At 70.9% G+C, this 17,799-nt stretch carries 15 protein-coding genes; 5 read left to right on the top strand and 10 right to left on the bottom strand.

From position 1 onward, the window contains the following. Window positions 1-78: 78 nt before the first annotated feature. Window positions 79-1,161, bottom strand: a complete 1,083-nt coding sequence (locus BJ993_RS09565) for an inositol-3-phosphate synthase (protein ID WP_036543884.1) — start codon at window positions 1,159-1,161, stop codon at window positions 79-81. A 67-nt stretch (window positions 1,162-1,228) separates the two neighbouring features. After that, the gene (locus tag BJ993_RS09560) at window positions 1,229-1,816 is read right to left on the bottom strand and encodes a PadR family transcriptional regulator (protein WP_036543891.1); all 588 of its coding nucleotides are present in this window, start codon (window positions 1,814-1,816) and stop codon (window positions 1,229-1,231) included. Between the two features lie 185 nt (window positions 1,817-2,001). On the opposite strand from BJ993_RS09560, the gene BJ993_RS09555 reads away from it, so the two are divergent. The 3 genes from BJ993_RS09555 to BJ993_RS09545 all read left to right on the top strand — a co-directional run bounded on the left by BJ993_RS09555 (window position 2,002) and on the right by BJ993_RS09545 (window position 6,649). Beyond that, window positions 2,002-2,868, top strand: a complete 867-nt coding sequence (locus BJ993_RS09555) for an alpha/beta fold hydrolase (protein WP_179648576.1) — start codon at window positions 2,002-2,004, stop codon at window positions 2,866-2,868. Window positions 2,869-2,952: 84 nt separating this feature from the next. Beyond that, the gene (locus BJ993_RS09550) at window positions 2,953-5,205 is read left to right on the top strand and encodes a transglycosylase domain-containing protein (protein ID WP_308645531.1); all 2,253 of its coding nucleotides are present in this window, start codon (window positions 2,953-2,955) and stop codon (window positions 5,203-5,205) included. A 4-nt stretch (window positions 5,206-5,209) separates the two neighbouring features. Then, the gene (locus BJ993_RS09545; RefSeq protein WP_308645530.1) at window positions 5,210-6,649 is read left to right on the top strand and encodes a glycosyltransferase family 87 protein; all 1,440 of its coding nucleotides are present in this window, start codon (window positions 5,210-5,212) and stop codon (window positions 6,647-6,649) included. On the opposite strand, the gene BJ993_RS09540 is transcribed toward BJ993_RS09545, so the two are convergent. The 7 genes from BJ993_RS09540 to BJ993_RS09510 all read right to left on the bottom strand — a co-directional run bounded on the left by BJ993_RS09540 (window position 6,639) and on the right by BJ993_RS09510 (window position 14,430). Further along, window positions 6,639-7,715, bottom strand: a complete 1,077-nt coding sequence (locus BJ993_RS09540; RefSeq protein ID WP_179648575.1) for an alanine racemase — start codon at window positions 7,713-7,715, stop codon at window positions 6,639-6,641. The genes BJ993_RS09545 and BJ993_RS09540 overlap by 11 nt on opposite strands. Window position 7,716: 1 nt before the next feature. Continuing rightward, window positions 7,717-8,847, bottom strand: a complete 1,131-nt coding sequence (locus tag BJ993_RS09535; protein WP_179648574.1) for a lipid II:glycine glycyltransferase FemX — start codon at window positions 8,845-8,847, stop codon at window positions 7,717-7,719. A 128-nt stretch (window positions 8,848-8,975) separates the two neighbouring features. Further along, window positions 8,976-10,322: an NAD-dependent succinate-semialdehyde dehydrogenase gene (locus tag BJ993_RS09530; protein ID WP_036543898.1), complete on the bottom strand. Its 1,347-nt coding sequence runs from the start codon at window positions 10,320-10,322 to the stop codon at window positions 8,976-8,978. Window positions 10,323-10,376: 54 nt separating this feature from the next. Then, entirely contained in the window at window positions 10,377-11,177 is an 801-nt protein-coding gene (locus tag BJ993_RS09525; RefSeq protein WP_036543900.1) for an ABC transporter permease, read from the bottom strand. 13 nt (window positions 11,178-11,190) lie between these two features. Beyond that, a complete protein-coding gene (locus BJ993_RS09520) occupies window positions 11,191-12,099 on the bottom strand; it encodes an ABC transporter permease (protein ID WP_179648573.1) in 909 nt (302 codons plus the stop codon). Window positions 12,100-12,101: 2 nt separating this feature from the next. Further along, complete coding sequence (locus BJ993_RS09515; protein ID WP_179648572.1) at window positions 12,102-13,280, bottom strand: extracellular solute-binding protein; 1,179 nt, start codon at window positions 13,278-13,280, stop codon at window positions 12,102-12,104. Window positions 13,281-13,335: 55 nt separating this feature from the next. After that, window positions 13,336-14,430 (bottom strand): ABC transporter ATP-binding protein, encoded by a 1,095-nt coding sequence (locus BJ993_RS09510; protein WP_207007747.1) that lies wholly within the window; start codon window positions 14,428-14,430, stop codon window positions 13,336-13,338. Between the two features lie 113 nt (window positions 14,431-14,543). On the opposite strand from BJ993_RS09510, the gene BJ993_RS09505 reads away from it, so the two are divergent. Both BJ993_RS09505 and BJ993_RS09500 read left to right on the top strand, forming a co-directional pair. Further along, entirely contained in the window at window positions 14,544-15,293 is a 750-nt protein-coding gene (locus tag BJ993_RS09505) for a FadR/GntR family transcriptional regulator (RefSeq protein ID WP_036543902.1), read from the top strand. 101 nt (window positions 15,294-15,394) lie between these two features. Further along, on the top strand, window positions 15,395-16,090 hold the full coding sequence (locus BJ993_RS09500) for a cache domain-containing protein (protein ID WP_051932085.1): 696 nt from the start codon (window positions 15,395-15,397) through the stop codon (window positions 16,088-16,090). Between the two features lie 19 nt (window positions 16,091-16,109). On the opposite strand, the gene BJ993_RS09495 is transcribed toward BJ993_RS09500, so the two are convergent. After that, window positions 16,110-17,780: a hypothetical protein gene (locus tag BJ993_RS09495; RefSeq protein ID WP_179648570.1), complete on the bottom strand. Its 1,671-nt coding sequence runs from the start codon at window positions 17,778-17,780 to the stop codon at window positions 16,110-16,112. Window positions 17,781-17,799 lie beyond the last annotated feature (19 nt).

Genomic DNA, 17,799 nt, shown 5'->3' with positions numbered 1-17,799 from the left:
ACGCGCTCGCGCCGAAAAAGCAGTCCGCCCCGGTTCGTCGTACGAACCGGGGCGGTGCTGCTGGTCAGCGACGCGAGGTCACTCGCCGGCGATGAACTTCTCGAGGAGCGCGCGGCCCTCGGTGTCCTCGATCTGGACCGGCGGGCTCTTCATGAGGTACGCCGACGCCGGGATGATCGGGCCACCGACGCCACGGTCCTTGGCGATCTTCGCGGCACGGACGGCGTCGATGATGATGCCGGCCGAGTTCGGGGAGTCCCAGACCTCGAGCTTGTACTCGAGGTTCAGCGGGACGTCACCGAAGGCGCGACCCTCGAGGCGGACGTAGGCCCACTTGCGGTCGTCGAGCCACGCGACGTAGTCGGACGGGCCGATGTGGACGTTCTTGTCGTCGATCTTGTCGGCCAGCGGGCCGGTGAGGTTCGACGTGACGGCCTGGGTCTTGGAGACCTTCTTGGACTCGAGGCGCTCGCGCTCGAGCATGTTCTTGAAGTCCATGTTGCCGCCGACGTTGAGCTGGTAGGTGCGGTCCAGCGTCACGCCGCGGTCCTCGAACAGCTTCGCCATCACGCGGTGGGTGATGGTGGCGCCGACCTGCGACTTGATGTCGTCACCGACGATCGGGACGCCCGCGTCCTCGAACTTCTTGGCCCACTCGGGGTCGGAGGCGATGAAGACGGGGAGGGCGTTGACGAAGGCCACGCCGGCGTCGATCGCGCACTGGGCGTAGAACTTGTCGGCCTCCTCGGAGCCCACCGGGAGGTAGGACACGAGGACGTCGACCTGGGCGTCCTTGAGGACCTGGACGACGTCGACCGGCTCGGCCGACGACTCGTCGATGGTGGCCTTGTAGTACTTGCCGAGGCCGTCGAGCGTCGGGCCGCGCTGCACCTCGACACCCAGGGTGGGGACGTCGGTGATCTTGATGGTGTTGTTCTGCGAGGCGTTGATGGCCTCGGAGAGGTCCTTGCCGACCTTCAGGTCGTCGACGTCGAACGCCGCGACGAACTCCACGTCACCGACGTGGTAGTCGCCGAACTGGACGTGCATGAGCCCCGGAACGGTGCTCGTGGCGTCGGCGTCCCGGTAGTACTGCACGCCCTGGATGAGGGACGTGGCGCAGTTGCCCACGCCCGCGATCGCTACTCGAACCGAACCCATGGGGTTTCCTTCCTTGGTACTCATGACATCTCGTGAATGTTCTGTGCCTGATCGGGGGGTGGGGTGATCAGGACGTCGTCGGGGACGTCGGCGTCTCCGGCGCTGGTGCTGCCTGGCCCTGCACGCTTCGCTCGGCGTTGATGAGGTCCGAGAGCCACCGGACCTCACGCTCGACCGACTCGACACCGTGACGCTGCAGCTCGGCGGCGTACCGGTCGGCCTCGGCCTGGGTCATCGCGAGCTCGCGCTGGACGCGGTCGAGTCGCTCCTGGAGGCGCGAGCGACGTCCTTCGAGGACGCGCAGGCGGATCTCCATGTCGGTGGACGAGAAGAACCGGAACCGGATGTCGAAGTTGTCGTCCTCCCACGCGGCAGGACCCACCTCCGACATCAGGCGCGAGAACTCCTCGGTGCCCAGGTCGGTGACCTTGTAGACGATCCGCTGCCGGCGGGTCTGGGGACCCGAGGGCACGGTCTCCTCGATGAGGTTGCCGCGGAGCATCTTCTTCAGCGCCGGGTAGAGCGACCCGTAGGACAGCAGTCGACCCCAACCGAGCATCAGGTTGAGCCGCTTGCGCAGCTCGTAGCCGTGCATGGGTCCCTCGTGCAGCAGTCCGAGGACCGCCAGCTCGATGGTGTCGCCACGCCGTGCCATGCGATCTATCGTAGCGATATATCCGCGGAACGTGAACTCCCGATGGATCGGGAGTGTCTTCCGAGGGGCCGGGCAGCACGTGTCCCGCCCCCGTACGACGGCACGCGCCGCCTCCGATGAGTCCGGCCGGCGGCGGCGGTCTCCCCCTCGTCCGACCCGCGACCCCACCCGGCGAAGGAGCCCCGATGCCGACCACGACCACCCACCAGCTGCCCGTCCCCGGCGCCGTCCTGACCTACGACGTGCACACCCCGGACGCGCCGGGCCCGCACCGGCCGGTCATGGTGTTCGGCTCCCCCATGTCGGCCTCGGGATTCGAGCAGCTGGTCCCGCTGCTCGACGACCGCACGGTCATCACCTACGACCCGCGGATGGCTGAGCGCAGCAAGCTCGACGAGGACGGGGAGGTCTCCTTCGAGATCCACGGCGACGACGTGCACCGCGTCGTCGAGGCCACCGGGCTCGGACCGGTCGACGTCTTCGCGTCGAGCGGTGGGGCGGTGGCGGCGCTGCCCTGGCTGCTCGCCCACCCGGAGCAGGTCGGCACGGTCGTGCTGCACGAGCCGCCGCTGTCGGCGATCCTGGAGGACCGCGAGGTGCTCGAGAGGGCCTACGCCGACATCGTGGCGACCTACCGCGCGCACGGCCAGGGACCCGCGATGGCCAAGTTCATCCAGCTCGTGATGGTGCAGGGTCCGCTGCCGGACGACTACCTCGACCGACCGGCGCCGTCGCCCGAGCAGTTCGGGCTCCCGGCCGAGGACGACGGCAGCCGCGACGACGCGCTGCTGGGCCACAACATGGCGATCCCGGCGTACCAGCCGGACGTCGAGGCCCTGCGTGCCTCCGGCGTCCGCATCGTGCCGGCCGTCGGGGCCGCCAGCACCACCGAGATGCCGCGCCGCGCCGGCGAGGCGCTGGCCGCGCTGCTCGGCGTCGAGGTGGTCGAGTTCCCCGGGGACCACGGCGGCTTCGTCGCCAACGAGTGGTCGCCGGGCAACGACCCGGCCGCCTTCGCCGCGAGGCTCAAGGACGTCCTCGACCGGCAGTGAGCCGGTCCGGTGAGCTCGCGGTGACCGCTGCGGCCCGGGGTGGGAAATCGAGACCGTGCCCCTCCGCGCCGTACCCTGTCACGCGTGGTCGAGGGAAAGCGCAAGGCAGGCGGGTCCTCCTCCGGACGCAGCGGGCGGTCGGGGAAGAAGGGCGACCGCGCTCCGCGGACGTGGAAGCAGCGGCTGAAGCGACTCACCCTGTGGGGCCTGGTCACGGCGGTGGTGCTCGGCCTGCTGGGCGTGCTGGGCTTCTGGATCGCGTACAAGAACGTCGACATCCCGAACCCCAACGAGGAGTTCCTCACCCAGACGACCCGCGTCTACTACGACGGCGGCAAGTCCGAGATCGGCCAGTTCGCCGTCCAGAAGCGTGACTCGATCGCCTACGACGACATGCCGCAGACGATGAAGGACGCCGTCGTCGCCGCGGAGAACCAGAGCTTCTGGACCGACAACGGCATCGACCCGAAGGGCATCCTGCGGGCGGCGTTCAGCAACGCGCAGGGCAACGCCCAGCAGGGTGCGTCGACGATCACGCAGCAGTACGTGAAGATCCTCTACCTGACCCAGGAACGCACCTGGAAGCGCAAGGCCAAGGAAGCGATCCTCTCCCTCAAGATCAAGAACCAGCTGAGCAAGCAGGAGATCCTCGAGGGCTACCTCAACACCATCTACTTCGGCCGGGGCGCCTACGGCATCCAGGCGGCCGCGCAGGCCTACTTCGACGTCGACGCGAAGGACCTGACCCTGCCCCAGTCCGCGACGCTCGCCGCGGTGCTGAACAACCCCTACTCGCTCGACCCGGCCAACGGCGAGGACGCCGAGGCGCGCCTGCTGGGCCGCTACCAGTACGTCCTGGACTCGATGGAGGACATGGGCACCGCCAAGGCGAGCGACGTCGCGAGCGTCCGCAAGGCGCTGCCGAAGTTCCCGAAGATCAAGAGCGACGAGCAGTACGGTGGCCAGCGCGGCCACGTGCTGACGATGGTCCGCAAGGAGCTGCTCCGGCTCGGGTTCAGCGAGCAGGAGATCAACGGCGGCGGCCTCAAGATCACCACGACCTTCACCAAGAAGGCGATGAACGCCGCGAAGGACGGGGTCAAGGAGGAGCGGCCGGAGGGCTTCGGCAAGAACCTCCACGTCGCCGTCGCCTCGGTCGAGCCGGGCACCGGCGCCGTCCGCGGCATCTACGCCGGCCAGGACTACCTGGAGTCGCAGCTCAACTGGGCGGTCTCGGGCGGCCAGGCCGGCTCGACGTTCAAGCCGTTCGCGCTCGCCGCCGGGATCCAGGACGGGTTCGAGCTCAAGGACACCTTCGACGGCAACTCGCCCTACGACCTGCCCGGCGGCGGCGAGGTCGAGAACCAGGGCGACCACAGCTACGGCCGCGTCAACATGATCAAGGCCACCCAGGACTCCATCAACACCGCCTACATCGACATGACGCTGGCGATGGACGACGGCCCGCAGAAGATCATCGACACCGCGAACAAGATGGGCATCCCGCCGGAGAAGGCGGCCAACCCGCCGTACGGCTTCCCGACCTCGACGCCGGCCCTCGAGCCGCAGACCGGTGTCTCGCTGGGCTCGCAGACGGTCAGCCCGATCAACATGGCCAACGGCTACGCCACCCTCGCCAACCGCGGGGTCGCCGCCGACGCCTACATCATCGAGAAGGTCGTCGACCGCGACGGCGAGGTGCGCTACTCGCACAAGGTCACCGACCACCGCGCGATCCCCGAGGGCGTCTCCGACGACGTGGGCTACGCCCTCCAGCAGGTCGTCCAGCAGGGCTCCGGCACGAAGGCGCTCGCCCTGGGCCGGCCCGCCGCGGGCAAGACCGGCACCGCCACGAACGGCAAGGGCGAGGTCTCCTCGGCCTGGTTCGCGGGCTACACGCCGCAGTTGGCGACCGCGGTGATGTACGTCCGCGGCAAGGGCAACGAGCAGCTCAAGGACTGGCTGCCGTCGTACTTCGGCGGCTCCTACCCGGCCGCGACCTGGACCAACGTGATGCTCAAGGCGCTCGAGGGCGAGCCGGTCGAGGACCTGCCCCCGCCGGCCTACGTCAAGGGTGACGCCCCGAGCGAGGGCCACGCCCCGATCGTGCCGAAGCCGACGAAGAAGCCGAAGCCGAAGCCGAGCAAGACGAGGGACGTCCCGAGCTCGAGCGCGCCGACGGAGACGCCGTCGGAGACGCCGACCACGAAGGACCCCGGCCCGCCGACCGACACCCCGACCGACCCGACGGGCGACCCGACGTCGTCGACGCCTCCCATCCTCGGCGGCAAGCCCACCAAGTCGCCGCGCGGTCGCCGACGTCGTCACGCCGCCTGACGCCGTGACCGAGCGCGCGCCGCACGTCCACCCCACCCTGGACGACCCGGTCGTCGCCGGCCTGAGCGAGGTCGTCGGCGGTCCGATGGGCCAGCGCGCGCGGCCGCACCGGTGGTGGACGCCGCTGCGGGTGCTGCTCCTCCTGACGGCCTGCACGTTCGCGCTGGGGCTGGTGCAGAAGTCGCCGTGCACGCTCGCGGAGGGCAAGGACCAGAACTGGGTCTACTCCCACATGTGCTACACGGACCTGAAGCCGCTCTACGTCCCGCGCGGCATGGCCGAGCACGCATGGCCCTACTCCGGCGACGAGCAGACCCGGGCGCGCTACGAGGTGATGGAGTACCCCGTCGGGATCTCCTACTGGGCGTGGGGCACGGCGTGGATCACGCACTGGCTCAACGGCTCCCCCGACGTCGAGGCGCGCTACCGCGCCCCCGTCTCCGACCTGTACGACGACCCGGAGGTCGACCAGGAGCAGACCATCTTCCTCCTGGTCAACGGCCTCGGCTTCGCTGCGCTGGCGCTCGTCGCCACGTGGCTGCTCTCCCGGGCCCACCCCGTGCGACCGTGGGACGCGGCGGCGTTCGCGCTGTCACCGACCCTGCTGCTGACGGGCCTGATCAACTGGGACCTGATCCCCGTCGCGCTGGTGGCCGGCGCCCTGTGGGCGTGGTCGCGCGACCGGCCGCTGCTGACCGGCATCCTGATCGGCCTCGGCACCGCCGCGAAGCTCTACCCGCTCTTCCTACTCGGCGGCCTGCTCGTCATCTGCCTGCGCCGTCGCCGACCCGGCGACCTGGCCCTGGCGGTCGTCGGCGCCGCGGTGGCGTGGCTGCTGGCCAACGCGCCGGCGTACCTGCTGGGCAAGGAGCAGTGGAAGGTCTTCTGGAGCTTCAACGCCGAGCGCACGGCCGACCTCGGGTCGGTGTGGATGCTCATCGACCAGGCCGGCGACGTCGGGTTCTCGGCGCACACGATCAACCTCTGGTCGTGGATCCTCTTCGGCGCCTGGTGCGCCGCGGTGTTCGTGATCGGCATGACCGCCGGGCGCACCATCCGCCCCGAGGCCGTGGTCCCACGGCTGGCCCAGCTCGGCTACCTGATCGTGGTCGGCTTCCTGCTGGTCAACAAGGTCTACTCCCCGCAGTACGTCCTGTGGCTGCTGCCGTTGGCCGTGCTCGCCCGCCCGCGCTGGCGCGACCAGATCATCTGGCAGGCCAGCGAGGTGCTCTACTTCTGCACGATCTGGTGGTACCTCGGCGGCTACCTCTCGCCCGCGGGCGGCGGCGACGCCGGGTTCTACTGGGTCGGCATCGCGGTGCGCGTGCTCGGCGAGCTCTACCTGGCCGCGGTGATCGTGCGCGACATGTACCGCCCGGACCGCGACCCGGTGCGACAGGAGGGCTTCGACGAGGTCGGCCCTCAGCCTGCCCTCACGTCGTGACGGTGATGCGGTCGAACGTCGTGGCGGTGTAGCGGACCCGCACGTCGACGTCCTCGCCGACCTCGGGCACCCGCGCCCCGTGCGGGACGAAGAGCATCGAGGCCTGCATGTGCGGCGGCTCGGCGAAGAGCCGCTGCTTGCCGTCGATGGAGTACGGCGAGCGGACGAACCCGACCGCGTCCATGCCCCCGCGGGCGATGGTCGCGGCGCGCGCCTTCATCGACTGGTCGCCGGTGGGCGCCTCGAGGCCGATGCCGTGCGCGGTGCCGCCGCTGACGACCAGCACGTGCCCGGACTTCGGGGCGGTGCGGCCGCGGTAGCCGAACGCGTCGCCGCGCTCGACGGGGTGCACGTCGAGCACCGTCGCCGTCACCCGCAGGGCACCCCGGTCGCCGAGCCAGAGCCCGGTGCCGATGCGGGGGCGGAAGCCGAAGTCGCCGTACTGGCTGCGCAGGGTGGCCAGCTCGGCGTCGGTGAGGTGGCTGACCCACACGTCGGGGGCGCCGTGGGCGGGGACCTCGGCGGCGACGAAGTCGTTCATCAGCCGGGTGACCTCGCCGAGGTGGGTGCCCTGGCCGAGCGGCAGGTGGAGGGCGAGGCCCTCGATCCGGGCGCCGGGGTGCTTGCGGAGCAGCTCGCCGGCCTCCCACAGCTCACGCGCGGCCATCCCGTGGCGGCGCATCGAGGTCATCCGCTCCAGCACGATCCGGGCGGACGGGTCGGCGTGCAGCAGGTCGCGCAGGTCGCCGACGCGGCTGACGGTGTGAACGAGCCGTCGGGACAGCGCGGGCTCGGGGAGCGGCACCCACGGGCGCCACGGGGTGAGCACGAGGAGGTCGCCGTGCCAGCGCTGCGCGACCTCGGGGAGCTCGTCGTAGGTGCCGACGGCGAGGGTACGCACGTCGTGGCCGCGCTCGGCGAGCCACTGCGCCTTGCGGGCCAGGCGGCCCAGGGTGAAGCCGTAGCCGTTGCCCTTGGCGACCGGGACGATGCCGGGGTGCGCGTCGGCGACCGACTCGAGGTGGGCCCGCCAGCGCGGGCCGTCGACGGTGAGCGACAGGCTCATGTCAGCCCCTCCGCGCCAGGTAGACCTGGAAGGCCTTGTAGAGGGCCCGGTTGACCGGCAGGTCCCACTCGCCGGCGTGCTCGACCGCCTCGCCGCCGGTGCCGACCTTGAACTGGATCAGCCCGACGTGCGGGTCGTCGGCGTCGAGGGTCTCGGTGATGCCGCGCAGGTCGTAGACCGCCGCGCCGGCGGCGATCGCGTCGCGGATCATCGCCCACTGCACCGCGTTGGAGCCGCGGACCTCGCGCTTCTCGGTGGAGGAGGCGCCGTAGGAGTACCACGCGTGCTCGCCGACCCGGATCGCGATCGTCGAGGCGACCAGGTCGCCCTCGTGCCGGCCCATCCAGAGCGTGAACCGCTCCTCGCCGTCGGCGCGGAGGGCGTCGTACATGGTCTCGAAGTAGCGCAGCGGACGCGGCGTGAAGTGGTCGCGCTCGGCGGTGTGCACGTAGAGCTCGTGGAAGGCCTTGAGGTCCTCGCGGCTGCCGGTGGCGACCTCGACGCCCTCCTTGGCGGCCTTCTTGATGTTGCGGCGCCAGAGCTGGTTCATGCCCTTGAGGACCTCGTCCTCGGTGCGCTGCGTGCCGTCGGCGTGGCGCAGCGGGACCTGGAAGACGAACTGCGGCTGGCCCGCGGCGAAGCCGCCCTCGACACCCTGGTGGCGCCAGCCGAGCTCGTGCAGCTGGGCGACGGTGCGCGCGCCGATGGGGTTGCGCTCGGCCGGCGGGATCTGGCTGAGCAGCCGCACGTCGGCGTCGGCGATGCCCTCCTTGACCTGCGCGGTGGTCCAGCGGCGGGTCACCACCGGCGGGCCGATCCGTACGGCGAACGCACCCTGCTTCCTCAGGTGCGCCACCATCGGGTCGAGCCACGCGGCGAGGTCGTCGTCCGCCCAGTCGATCACCGGCCCCTCGGGCAGGTAGGCGAGGAAGCGCTTGAGCCTCGGCAGCTGGCGGTAGAGCACCAGGGCGACGCCGACCTGCTTCCCCTCGTCGTCGAACCACCCGAGCGACTCGCTGCGCCACTCGGACTTCACCTTCCCCCAGCCGGGGGTCTGCAGGAAGCTCGCCGATGGCAGCGTGGCGAGGTAGTCGCGGTGCTCGGTCGGGCTGATCGGGCGCACGCTGGGCATGGGGATCAGGCTATCGGGCGAGCTGCGGGGTTCCGGAGTCGGCGACGCAACTACCGAATTCGCTGCGATCCGGGCGGATCGACGACGAATTCGGTAGTTGCGTGGCAGATCAGGAGCCCCGGAGAGGGTCAGACGGTGCGGATGAGCTTCTTGTTGACGAACTCCTCCATGCCGAAGCGGCCCAGCTCGCGGCCGAAGCCGGAGCGCTTCACGCCGCCGAAGGGCAGCTCGGCCGCGTCCAGGCCGACGCCGTTGACGAAGACCATGCCGGCCTCGATCTGCTCGGCGACCCGCTGGGCCTGGGCCGGGTCGCTCGAGAACACGTAGGAGCCCAGGCCGTAGGGCGTGTCGTTGGCGATCCGGACGGCGTCGTCCTCGTCGGCGGCGCGGAACACCATGGCGACCGGGCCGAACAGCTCCTGGTGGTACGCCGGGTTGTCGGTCGTGATCCCCGACAGCACGCCGCTGGGGTAGAACGCACCCTTGCGCTCGCCCGCGGTGGTCAGCTCGGCGCCGCCGGCGACCGCCGTCGCCACCTGGGCGTCGAGGTTGTCGGCCGCGGTGACCGACGACAGCGGGGAGCCCTCGGAGGCGGCGAGGAGCTTCTCGGTGAAGCGGCCGACGAAGTCGTCGTACAGGCCGTCGGCGACGATGAAGCGCTTGCCGCCGTTGCAGACCTGGCCGGCGTTGTCCATCCGCGCGAACACCGCGGCGTCGACGGTGGCGTCGAGGTCGTCGGTCGAGAGCACGATGAACGGGTCCGAGCCGCCGAGCTCGAGCACGACCTTCTTGAGGTTGCGCCCGGCGATCTCGGCGACGGCCGCGCCGGCGCGCTCGGAGCCGGTCAGCGAGACGCCCTGGACGCGCGGGTCGGCGATCACGTCCGCAATCTGCTCGTTGGTGGCGTAGATGTTGACGTAGGCGCCCTCGGGGAAGCCGGCGTCCTTGAAGATCTGCTCCTGCAGGGCGGCGGAGCGCGGGCACTGCGGCGCGTGCTTGAGGACGATCGTGTTGCCGGTCGCGAGGTTGGGGCCGGCGAAGCGGGCGATCTGGTAGACGGGGAAGTTCCACGGCATGATCCCGAGCAGCACGCCGACCGGCATCCGGCGGATGACCGCGGTGCCCTCGCCCTCGCCGAGCGGGATCTCCTCGTCGGCGAGGAAGCGCTCGGCGTTGTCGGCGTAGAACTCGTAGATCGAGGCCGAGAAGTCGACCTCGCCCTCGGCGTCGCTGAGCGGCTTGCCCATCTCCTCGACCATCGCCGCGGCCAGCTCGGCGCTGCGCTCGCGGTGCAGCTCGGCGACCCGGCGGATCAGCGCGGCCCGGTCGGCGACCGTGGACGTCCGGCCCCAGCTCGTGTACGCCGCCGCCGCGGCGTCGACCGCCGCACGCACCTCGGCGTCGGTGGCGGTGGGGAAGGTCTCGACCAGCTCGCCCGTGGCGGGGTTGCGGACGGCGTACTCGATCTCGGTCATGCGGGGTTCTCCTGGGGGTGGTGGTGCGGTCGTCGGTGGTCGGTGCGGGGCAGGTCAGCGGGCGGCCTCGACGTCGGAGGACAGGCGCTGGGCCAGCCACACCGGGACGATCGAGAACACGATCAGCACGACCGCGACCACGTTGACCACCGGCGCCTGGTTGGGCCGGAACATGTTGTTGAGGATCCAGATCGGCAGGGTGTTGGCACCCTGGCCGGCCGTGAAGGTGGTCACGATGATCTCGTCGAAGCTGAGCGCGAATGCCAGCATGCCACCCGCGAGAAGGGCCGAGCGGAGCTGCGGCAGGGTGACCAGCCAGAAGGTCATGAAGACCCCCGCGCCGAGGTCGGACGACGCCTCCTCGAGGCTGGTGCCCATCCGCCGCAGGCGGGCCTGGACGTTGTTGAAGACGGTGACGATGCAGAAGGTCGCGTGTGCGATCACGATCGTCCACAGCGACAGGTCCACCCCGAGGATGGTCCGGAAGCCGTTGTTGAGCGCGATGCCCGTGACCACGCCGGGCAGCGCGATCGGCAGGATCACCAGCAGGTTGACGGAGTTCTTGCCGAAGAAGGAGTACCGCTGCAGGGCCAGCGCCAGCAGCGTGCCGAGGACGAGGGCGATCAGCGTCGCGACGGCGCCGACCTGCAGGCTGGTCAGCAGCGCCTCACGGGCGCCGTCGCTCCGGGCCGCCCGGCGCCACCACTCGAGGGTGACGCCGTCCAGCGGCCAGGTCATCGACTGGCTCGGGTTGAGCGAGTTGGCCACGACCACCAGCAGCGGCACGTAGATCAGCGCGAGGACGCCGAACGTGAGGGCCGCCAGCAGGCGGCGGGCCAGGGGGCTGAGGGTCATCGGACGCTCTCCATCATAGGTTCTCCAGTGCTCCGGTACGACGGATGGCCGTCAGCAGCACGAGCATCACCACGATCGGGATCATCGCGATGGCCGCGGCGAGCGGCAGGTTGTTGGCCGCACCGGCGTTGACGAAGACGAGGTTGCCGAGCATCTGGCTGGCACCGCCCACGATGTTGACGGTGATGTAGTCGCCCATCGTCAGCGAGAAGCTGAAGATCGCGCCGGCGACGATGCCGGGCACCAGCAGCGGCAGCACGACCGAGCGCATCACCATGCCGGACGGCGCGCCGAGGTCGCCCGCCGCCTCGAGCAGCGAGTCGGGGACCCGCTCGAGCGCCGCGAAGATCGGCAGGATCACGTACGGCAGCCAGATGTAGGACTGGGTGATGACGACGGCGGTCAGCCCGTAGCCGGGGGTTCCGAGGCCGGTCCACTCGGCCAGGCCGCCCTCGGACAGGACGACCCGCCAGGCGAACACCTTCACGAGATAGCTCGCCCACAGGGGGGTGAGCACCGCGACGACGAGCATCCGCCGGGCTCGCGGGGTGGCGACCTTCGCCATGTAGAAGGCGATCGGCAGGGCGATCGCCACGTCGACCACGGTGACCGCGGCGGCCACGCCGACGGTGCGGAGCGTGACCTTCCGGTAGACCTCGTTCTCCCACAGGGTGCGGAAGTTGTCGAGCGTCCAGGTCTTGTCGATCTCGCTGCTCAGGCTGTCCACCGACCACAGCGACGTGATCAGCAGCGCGGCCAGCGCCACGACGTACACGAGCAGCATCCACGCGAGCGGCGCGGACAGCAGGAGGGACAGGCGCACCCACACCCAGCGGTGCAGGAACCGGGAGACCGGCCGGGCGGCCGGCCCCCGCAGGGCGGGGGCCGGCGCCTGGTCGGGCGTGATCGACGAGGTCGACATCGTTAGCCCTTGATCTCCGTCCAGGCCTGCGTCCACTGGGCGTAGTCGGTGCACTGGACGTCGGTGCGTCCGTCGAGGCACTCCTTGACCGGGGTGCGCCAGAACCACAGCTGCTTGGCGTACTCCTGGTCACCGGCGTGGAAGGTCTCGCAGTGCTTCGGGTCGGTGGTCTTCTCGCACGCCTCGGGGCTGTTCGGCGCCTCGCCGAAGTACTCCGTCGCCTGCGCGTTGGCCTCCGGGCTGAGGATGTAGTCCATCCACGCGTAGGCGCAGTTGGGGCTCTTCGCCTGGGAGGACAGCATCCAGGTGTCGTTCCACGCGGTCGCGCCCTCCTTCGGCAGCGTGACGTCGACGTCCTTGTTCTTGATGTTGTTCTTGATGACCTGCCAGGTGGTGCCGACCACCGAGTCGCCGGTCTCGAAGGCCTGGATCTCCTTGAGGTAGTCCGACCAGTACTCGCCGACGTACTGGCGCTGGACCTTGAGCAGGTCGACGGCCGCGGCGAGCTGGTCCTCGTCGAGGGCGTACGGGTTGGTGATGCCCAGGTCGGGCTGGGTCTTCATCAGGTAGAGGGCGGCGTCGGCGATGTAGATCGGCGAGTCGTACGCCGTCACCTTGCCCTTGTTCTTCTCGAGCTGGTCCTTCTCGAAGACCGCGCCCCACGAGCTGGTGTCCGAGACGTTCTTCTTGTTGAACATCAGCAGGTTGGCGCCGTAGCCGTGCGGGACGCCGTAGTTCTTGCCGTCCACCGAGTTCCACTCGGTGTCCTTGAGGAAGTCGTAGACGTTCTCGTAGTTGGGCACGAGGTCGGTGTTGATGGCCTGCGCCTCGTCGGAGGCGATCAGGCGCAGCGACAGGTCGCCGGAGGCGGCGATCACGTCGTAGTCACCGGTCTTGGCGAGGTTCAGCGCCTCGTCGGAGGTGCCGTAGGCCTTGCTGGTGACCTCGCAGCCGGTCTTCTTCTCGAAGGCGGACACCCAGTCGACGTTCGGGTCGTTGGTGCCGTCCTCGACGTAGCCGGGCCAGGCGAGGATCGAGACCTTGCCCTCGAAGTCGCCGAGCTTCTCGACCGCGTCGGTCTTCTTGTCGTCGTCGCTGCTGCCACACGCGGACAGTGCCGAGACCGACACCAGGGTCAGGCAGGCGATGGCCACGCGGCCGCGCCGGAAGGTGGATTTCATGAGAGAGCTCCGCTTTCTTTCGAGGGATGGTGGTGCGGGTTCTGCTGATGGGGGATCAGGGGGCCGCGGCGAGGGCGACGGCGTCGGCCCGTGCGAAGCGGACCGTGACGTGGTCGCCGCGGTGGTCGCTGTCGTCGAGGGAGCCGGTGGACTGCTCGAGGGCGACCAGCTCCAGGCCGTCGTCCGTGCGCAGGTGCACCCGGTTGCCGACGCCGAGGTAGATGGTCTCCGTGACGACCGCGGAGAGGCGGACCTCGCCGGGCCCGGCCTTCTCCATCTCGGCGGCGGGCGAGAGCCGGAGGCGCTCGGGACGCACGGCGTGCTCGGCGTCGACGCCGAGGAGCCGCTGGGACGTGGCCGCGTCGAGGAGGTTCGTCGTACCGACGAAGCCGGCGACGTACGCCGAGGCCGGCTGCTCGTAGATCTCCTGCGGCGTGCCCAGCTGCTGGATCCGGCCCGCGTCGAAGACGGCGATCCGGTCGCTGAGGGTCAGCGCCTCCTCCTGGTCGTGGGTGACGAACACGAAGGTGATGCCGAGCTCGCGCTGGAGCTGCTTGAGCTCGACCTGCATCTGCTCGCGCAGCTTGAGGTCGAGCGCGCCGAGCGGCTCGTCGAGCAGGAGGACGCGCGGCTGGAGGACGATCGCCCGGGCGAGCGCGACGCGCTGGCGCTGGCCGCCGGAGAGCTGGCTGGGCCGGCGGGAGCCGAGGTGGCCCAGGCGCACGGTCTCGAGCGCCTGCTGGGCCCGCTCGCGGCGCTGGCTGCGACCCATCCCCCGGACCCGGAGGCCGTAGGCGACGTTGTCGAGGACGCTCATGTGCGGGAAGAGCGCGTAGTCCTGGAAGACCGTGTGCACGTCGCGCTCGAAGGGAGCGGCCTTCGTGACGTCGGTGCCGCCGAGCTCCACGGTGCCGGCGGTGGCCGACTCGAACCCGGCGATCAGGCGCAGGACCGTCGTCTTGCCGGAGCCCGACGGGCCGAGCATCGAGAAGAACTCGCCGTCGGCGATGTCGAGGTCGACGCCGTCGACCGCGGCGACGTCACCGAAGTGCTTGACGAGGCCGCGCAGCCGGATGGCCGGGACCGCGTCCTCGGCTCCTGCGGTGGCCTCTGCCGGGAGGTCGGCCGGAGGTGTGGTGGCTTGGGTCACACCGAAAACATATGATCCCATAGGTTATATGTCTAGAGTCTGCTCTGTAACGTTTCCGTGTCCGGCCGAGCAGCGTCCGGACAGCCGTCGGACCAGTGCCAGGGAGGGGACGGATGACCTCGACGTCCAGCCCGCGCCACGGCACCCGCACGCGCGGCGCGATCTTCGCGCCCCTCGAGGACGTCGGCCGCGCGGTGCGCGTCGAGCAGCGGCTGGCGGACGCGATCCGCTCCGGCGTGCTCCGCGACGGCGAGCGACTGCCGAGCGAGTCGGAGCTGGCCGCGATGCTCGGCGTCGCGACCGTGACCGCCCGCGAGGCGCTCGTCTCGCTGCGCGCCCAGGGCCTGATCAGCACCGTGCGCGGGCGCAACGGCGGCAGCTATGTCACGCGCGCCAAGCTCCACGACCCCGACGCCCAGGCGGCCCGGCTGGCCGCGATGTCCCGCGTGGAGCTGCACGACCGCGGCACCCTGCACCTGGTGGTCCTCGCCGGCTGCGCCGAGCTCGCCGCCGAGTACGCCGACGCCGCCGACGTCGACCTGCTCGCGTCCCTGCTCCCGGAGGCCGGCGACGCGGACCCCGGTCACTGGCGCCATGCCGACGCGGAGCTCCACCTGACCCTCGCCGCGCTGAGCCAGTCCGCCCGGATGACCCGTCAGGTCGTCGGCCTGGAGGCCGACTTCGGCGCCCTGCTCCGGCAGCCGCTGGGTGATCCGGAGTTCCAGGCCTTCACCCGCACCTGCCACGAGGAGCTCTTCACCGCGTTGCGCGCCCACGACGGCGACGCCGCCCGCAAGGCCGTACGACGCCAGCTGGACCGCGCGGTCGACGAGCTCGCCGTGCTGCACGCGAGCTACCGATGAGGAGGTCCACCGGCGCGACGGGCTCCTTGACAGGCGCGCAGCCCGTGCCGTTCCGTAGCCGTGGGGGTGCAGCCGTGCTGGACCCCGGAAGGGATGTGTCCATGGGGTCGATGGTGATCGAGGGGGCGAGCGGGTCCGCGTCGCCGGCGGCGCTCGCCTGCGCGCGCGAGGTCGAGGCCTACTTCCAGGGCGTGATCGAGGCGCTCGACGTCGTCCGCAGCGGGCTCGAGGACGTCTGCCGTCGTACGCCGCTGCTCGCGGCCGACCTCGTCGCCGCGGCGCACCCACTCACCCGTGACCTGCTGGCCGGCCTCCCCCTCTTCGGTGGCGGCTTCGTCGCGGCGCCCGGCTTCCTCGCCGACCACCACCTCTACCTCGCCTGGTGGCAGGGCGAGGAGCAGCAGCTGCTCGCCCAGTCGACCGTCTCCGGCTCGGGCGACCCCGTCGACTACAGCCGGGTGGAGTGGTACCGCACGCCCGTCGAGACGGGTCGCGCCCACGTCACCGGCCCGTTCGTCGACTACGTCTGCAGCGACGAGTACATGCTCACCACGACCGTCCCGGTCGAGGTCGACGGGCGCATCGTCGGCGTCGTCGGTGCGGACACCCTCCTCGACACCTTCGAGTCGCTCCTGCTGGGAGCGGTCCGCGAGGCGGGCGCTGCCGTCGTCAACCAGTCCTTCCGGGTCGTGCTGTCCGCCGACCCGCGGGTGCCGACCGGGCGGCTGATCGCGCCGGAGCAGCGCGGCGCGCTCATCCCGTGCGGCGACCTGCCGCTGGGCGTGCTCGTCGGCTGACCCGGCCCCGCCGCGCGGCTCAGCCCCGGCGGCGCTCGAGCTCGGCGAGCAGGTCGCGGGCGATCGCCTCCAGGGCCGCGCGACGCACTCCCGGCTTGCGCGGGCCGCCGCTCAGGTCGTTCAGGTGGAGGTGTACCACGGCGTTGTCGACGCGGACCACGAGGATGCGCATGCCGGCCCCGATCGCCGCCTCGTCACCGAGGCCGGGGACCGGATCGAACGGCTCGACGTCCCGCGCGGTGTCGCCTTCGGCGGTGTTGGCGAAGGTCGCGTGCGCGATCTCGTCGGCCGTCTTCCCGTCCCCGGCCTGGAGCGCGTAGGCGTTGACCTGGAGGATGAAGTCGCCGCGGCTGTCGGCGGTCTGGTGCGAGAAGGTGCAGGTGGCCGGAACTCCTTCCGTCTCCCGGTAGCCGAGGATCCCCAGCGAGTCCGGCGCGATGCCCGTGCACAGGTCGGCCGTCTCGCGTGCGGTGACCTCACCCTCCGGAGCGGCCGCGACGAACCGGCTGGTCGGGGTGCCGTCGCCGGGCAGGCGGAAGGCGGCCACGCCTCCCTCGACCTCGCCGATCAGCAGGTCGCCGGCGACCGCTGAGGTCGCGGTTCCGAAGAAGCTGCTGATCGACTCCGGGACGGTGCCGAGGACGAGCGGGTCCGCGGGATCCGCCGGGTCGACCAGCCGGACCACGGCGCCCGGTGCGAGCGGGTTGCCGGAGGAGATGGTGGTGACCAGCCGGCCGTCGTACGCACCGACGAGGCTCTCGCCCTCGTCGAGGGCCGGGATCGTGTCGAGGGTGCGGGTGTCGGGGTTCCACCGACCGACGACGGAGGACTTGCCGTACTGGAGGACGGCGGTGCCGTCGAGGCTCGTCACCCGCTCGAAGCGTGGATAGCTGCTGTCGATGGCGCGGCCGACCGGACGGGGCTCGCGTCCTGCGAGGTCCACGAGGGCGAAGCCGTCCGGACCGTTGACGGCGACGACGGGGGGCTCGGCGCCGGGAAGGATCTCCGCGACGTCGTACACGTCTGGCACGGTGACCGTGGTGAGCAGCCGGCCGGAGTCCTGGTCGTGGACCGCGAGGGAGGTGTAGTCGTCGCCTGCCGCGACGATGGTCGCGCCGTTGGCTGACGACTTGGTGCCTGCGACGTCCGGCAGCCGCTTGCCGTCGCTGAGCCGCAGCCGTTGGGCGCCGGCGCCGGCATCGGCGACGGCCACGGTCTTCTCGCCCACGCCGATGGAACCGAGGTAGACCCGCTCCCGCACCGGCCTGGTCCACAGCGTCGTGGCGTCGGCGAGGTCGACGGCGACTGCGCGGGCCGCGTTGCAGGGCGCCCCGCCGCCCCGGGCCCGGCGGCCGACGACCACGACGCCGATGCCGTCGGCGTTGACGTCGGGTGCGACGGCGCAGACCTGTCCGGGGAGGTCGATCGTGCCGGTCGTCGTACCGTCGGCTGTGTCGAGGACGGTGACGCTGTCGGTCGTGATCAGGGCGACCCGGTCGGTGCCGACCCAGATGCCGTCGCCGCGACCGGTGTCGGCGTCGCGGTACAGGCCCTCGACGTCGACCTGCCAGGCCGTCTCGAGGTCCTCGACCTCTGGCGCGGCAACCTCCGGCCCGTCGTCCTCGTGGGCCGTGGAGCAGGCGGAGAGGAGCAGGGTGGCCGCCAGGGCAGCAGGCAGTACGACGCGCATGGCGTCACCCTCTCCGGCC

The sequence above is a fragment of the Nocardioides aromaticivorans genome (assembly GCF_013408525.1).
GTDB lineage: Bacteria > Actinomycetota > Actinomycetes > Propionibacteriales > Nocardioidaceae > Nocardioides > Nocardioides aromaticivorans.
This window is presented reverse-complemented; position numbering and strand designations above follow the sequence as displayed.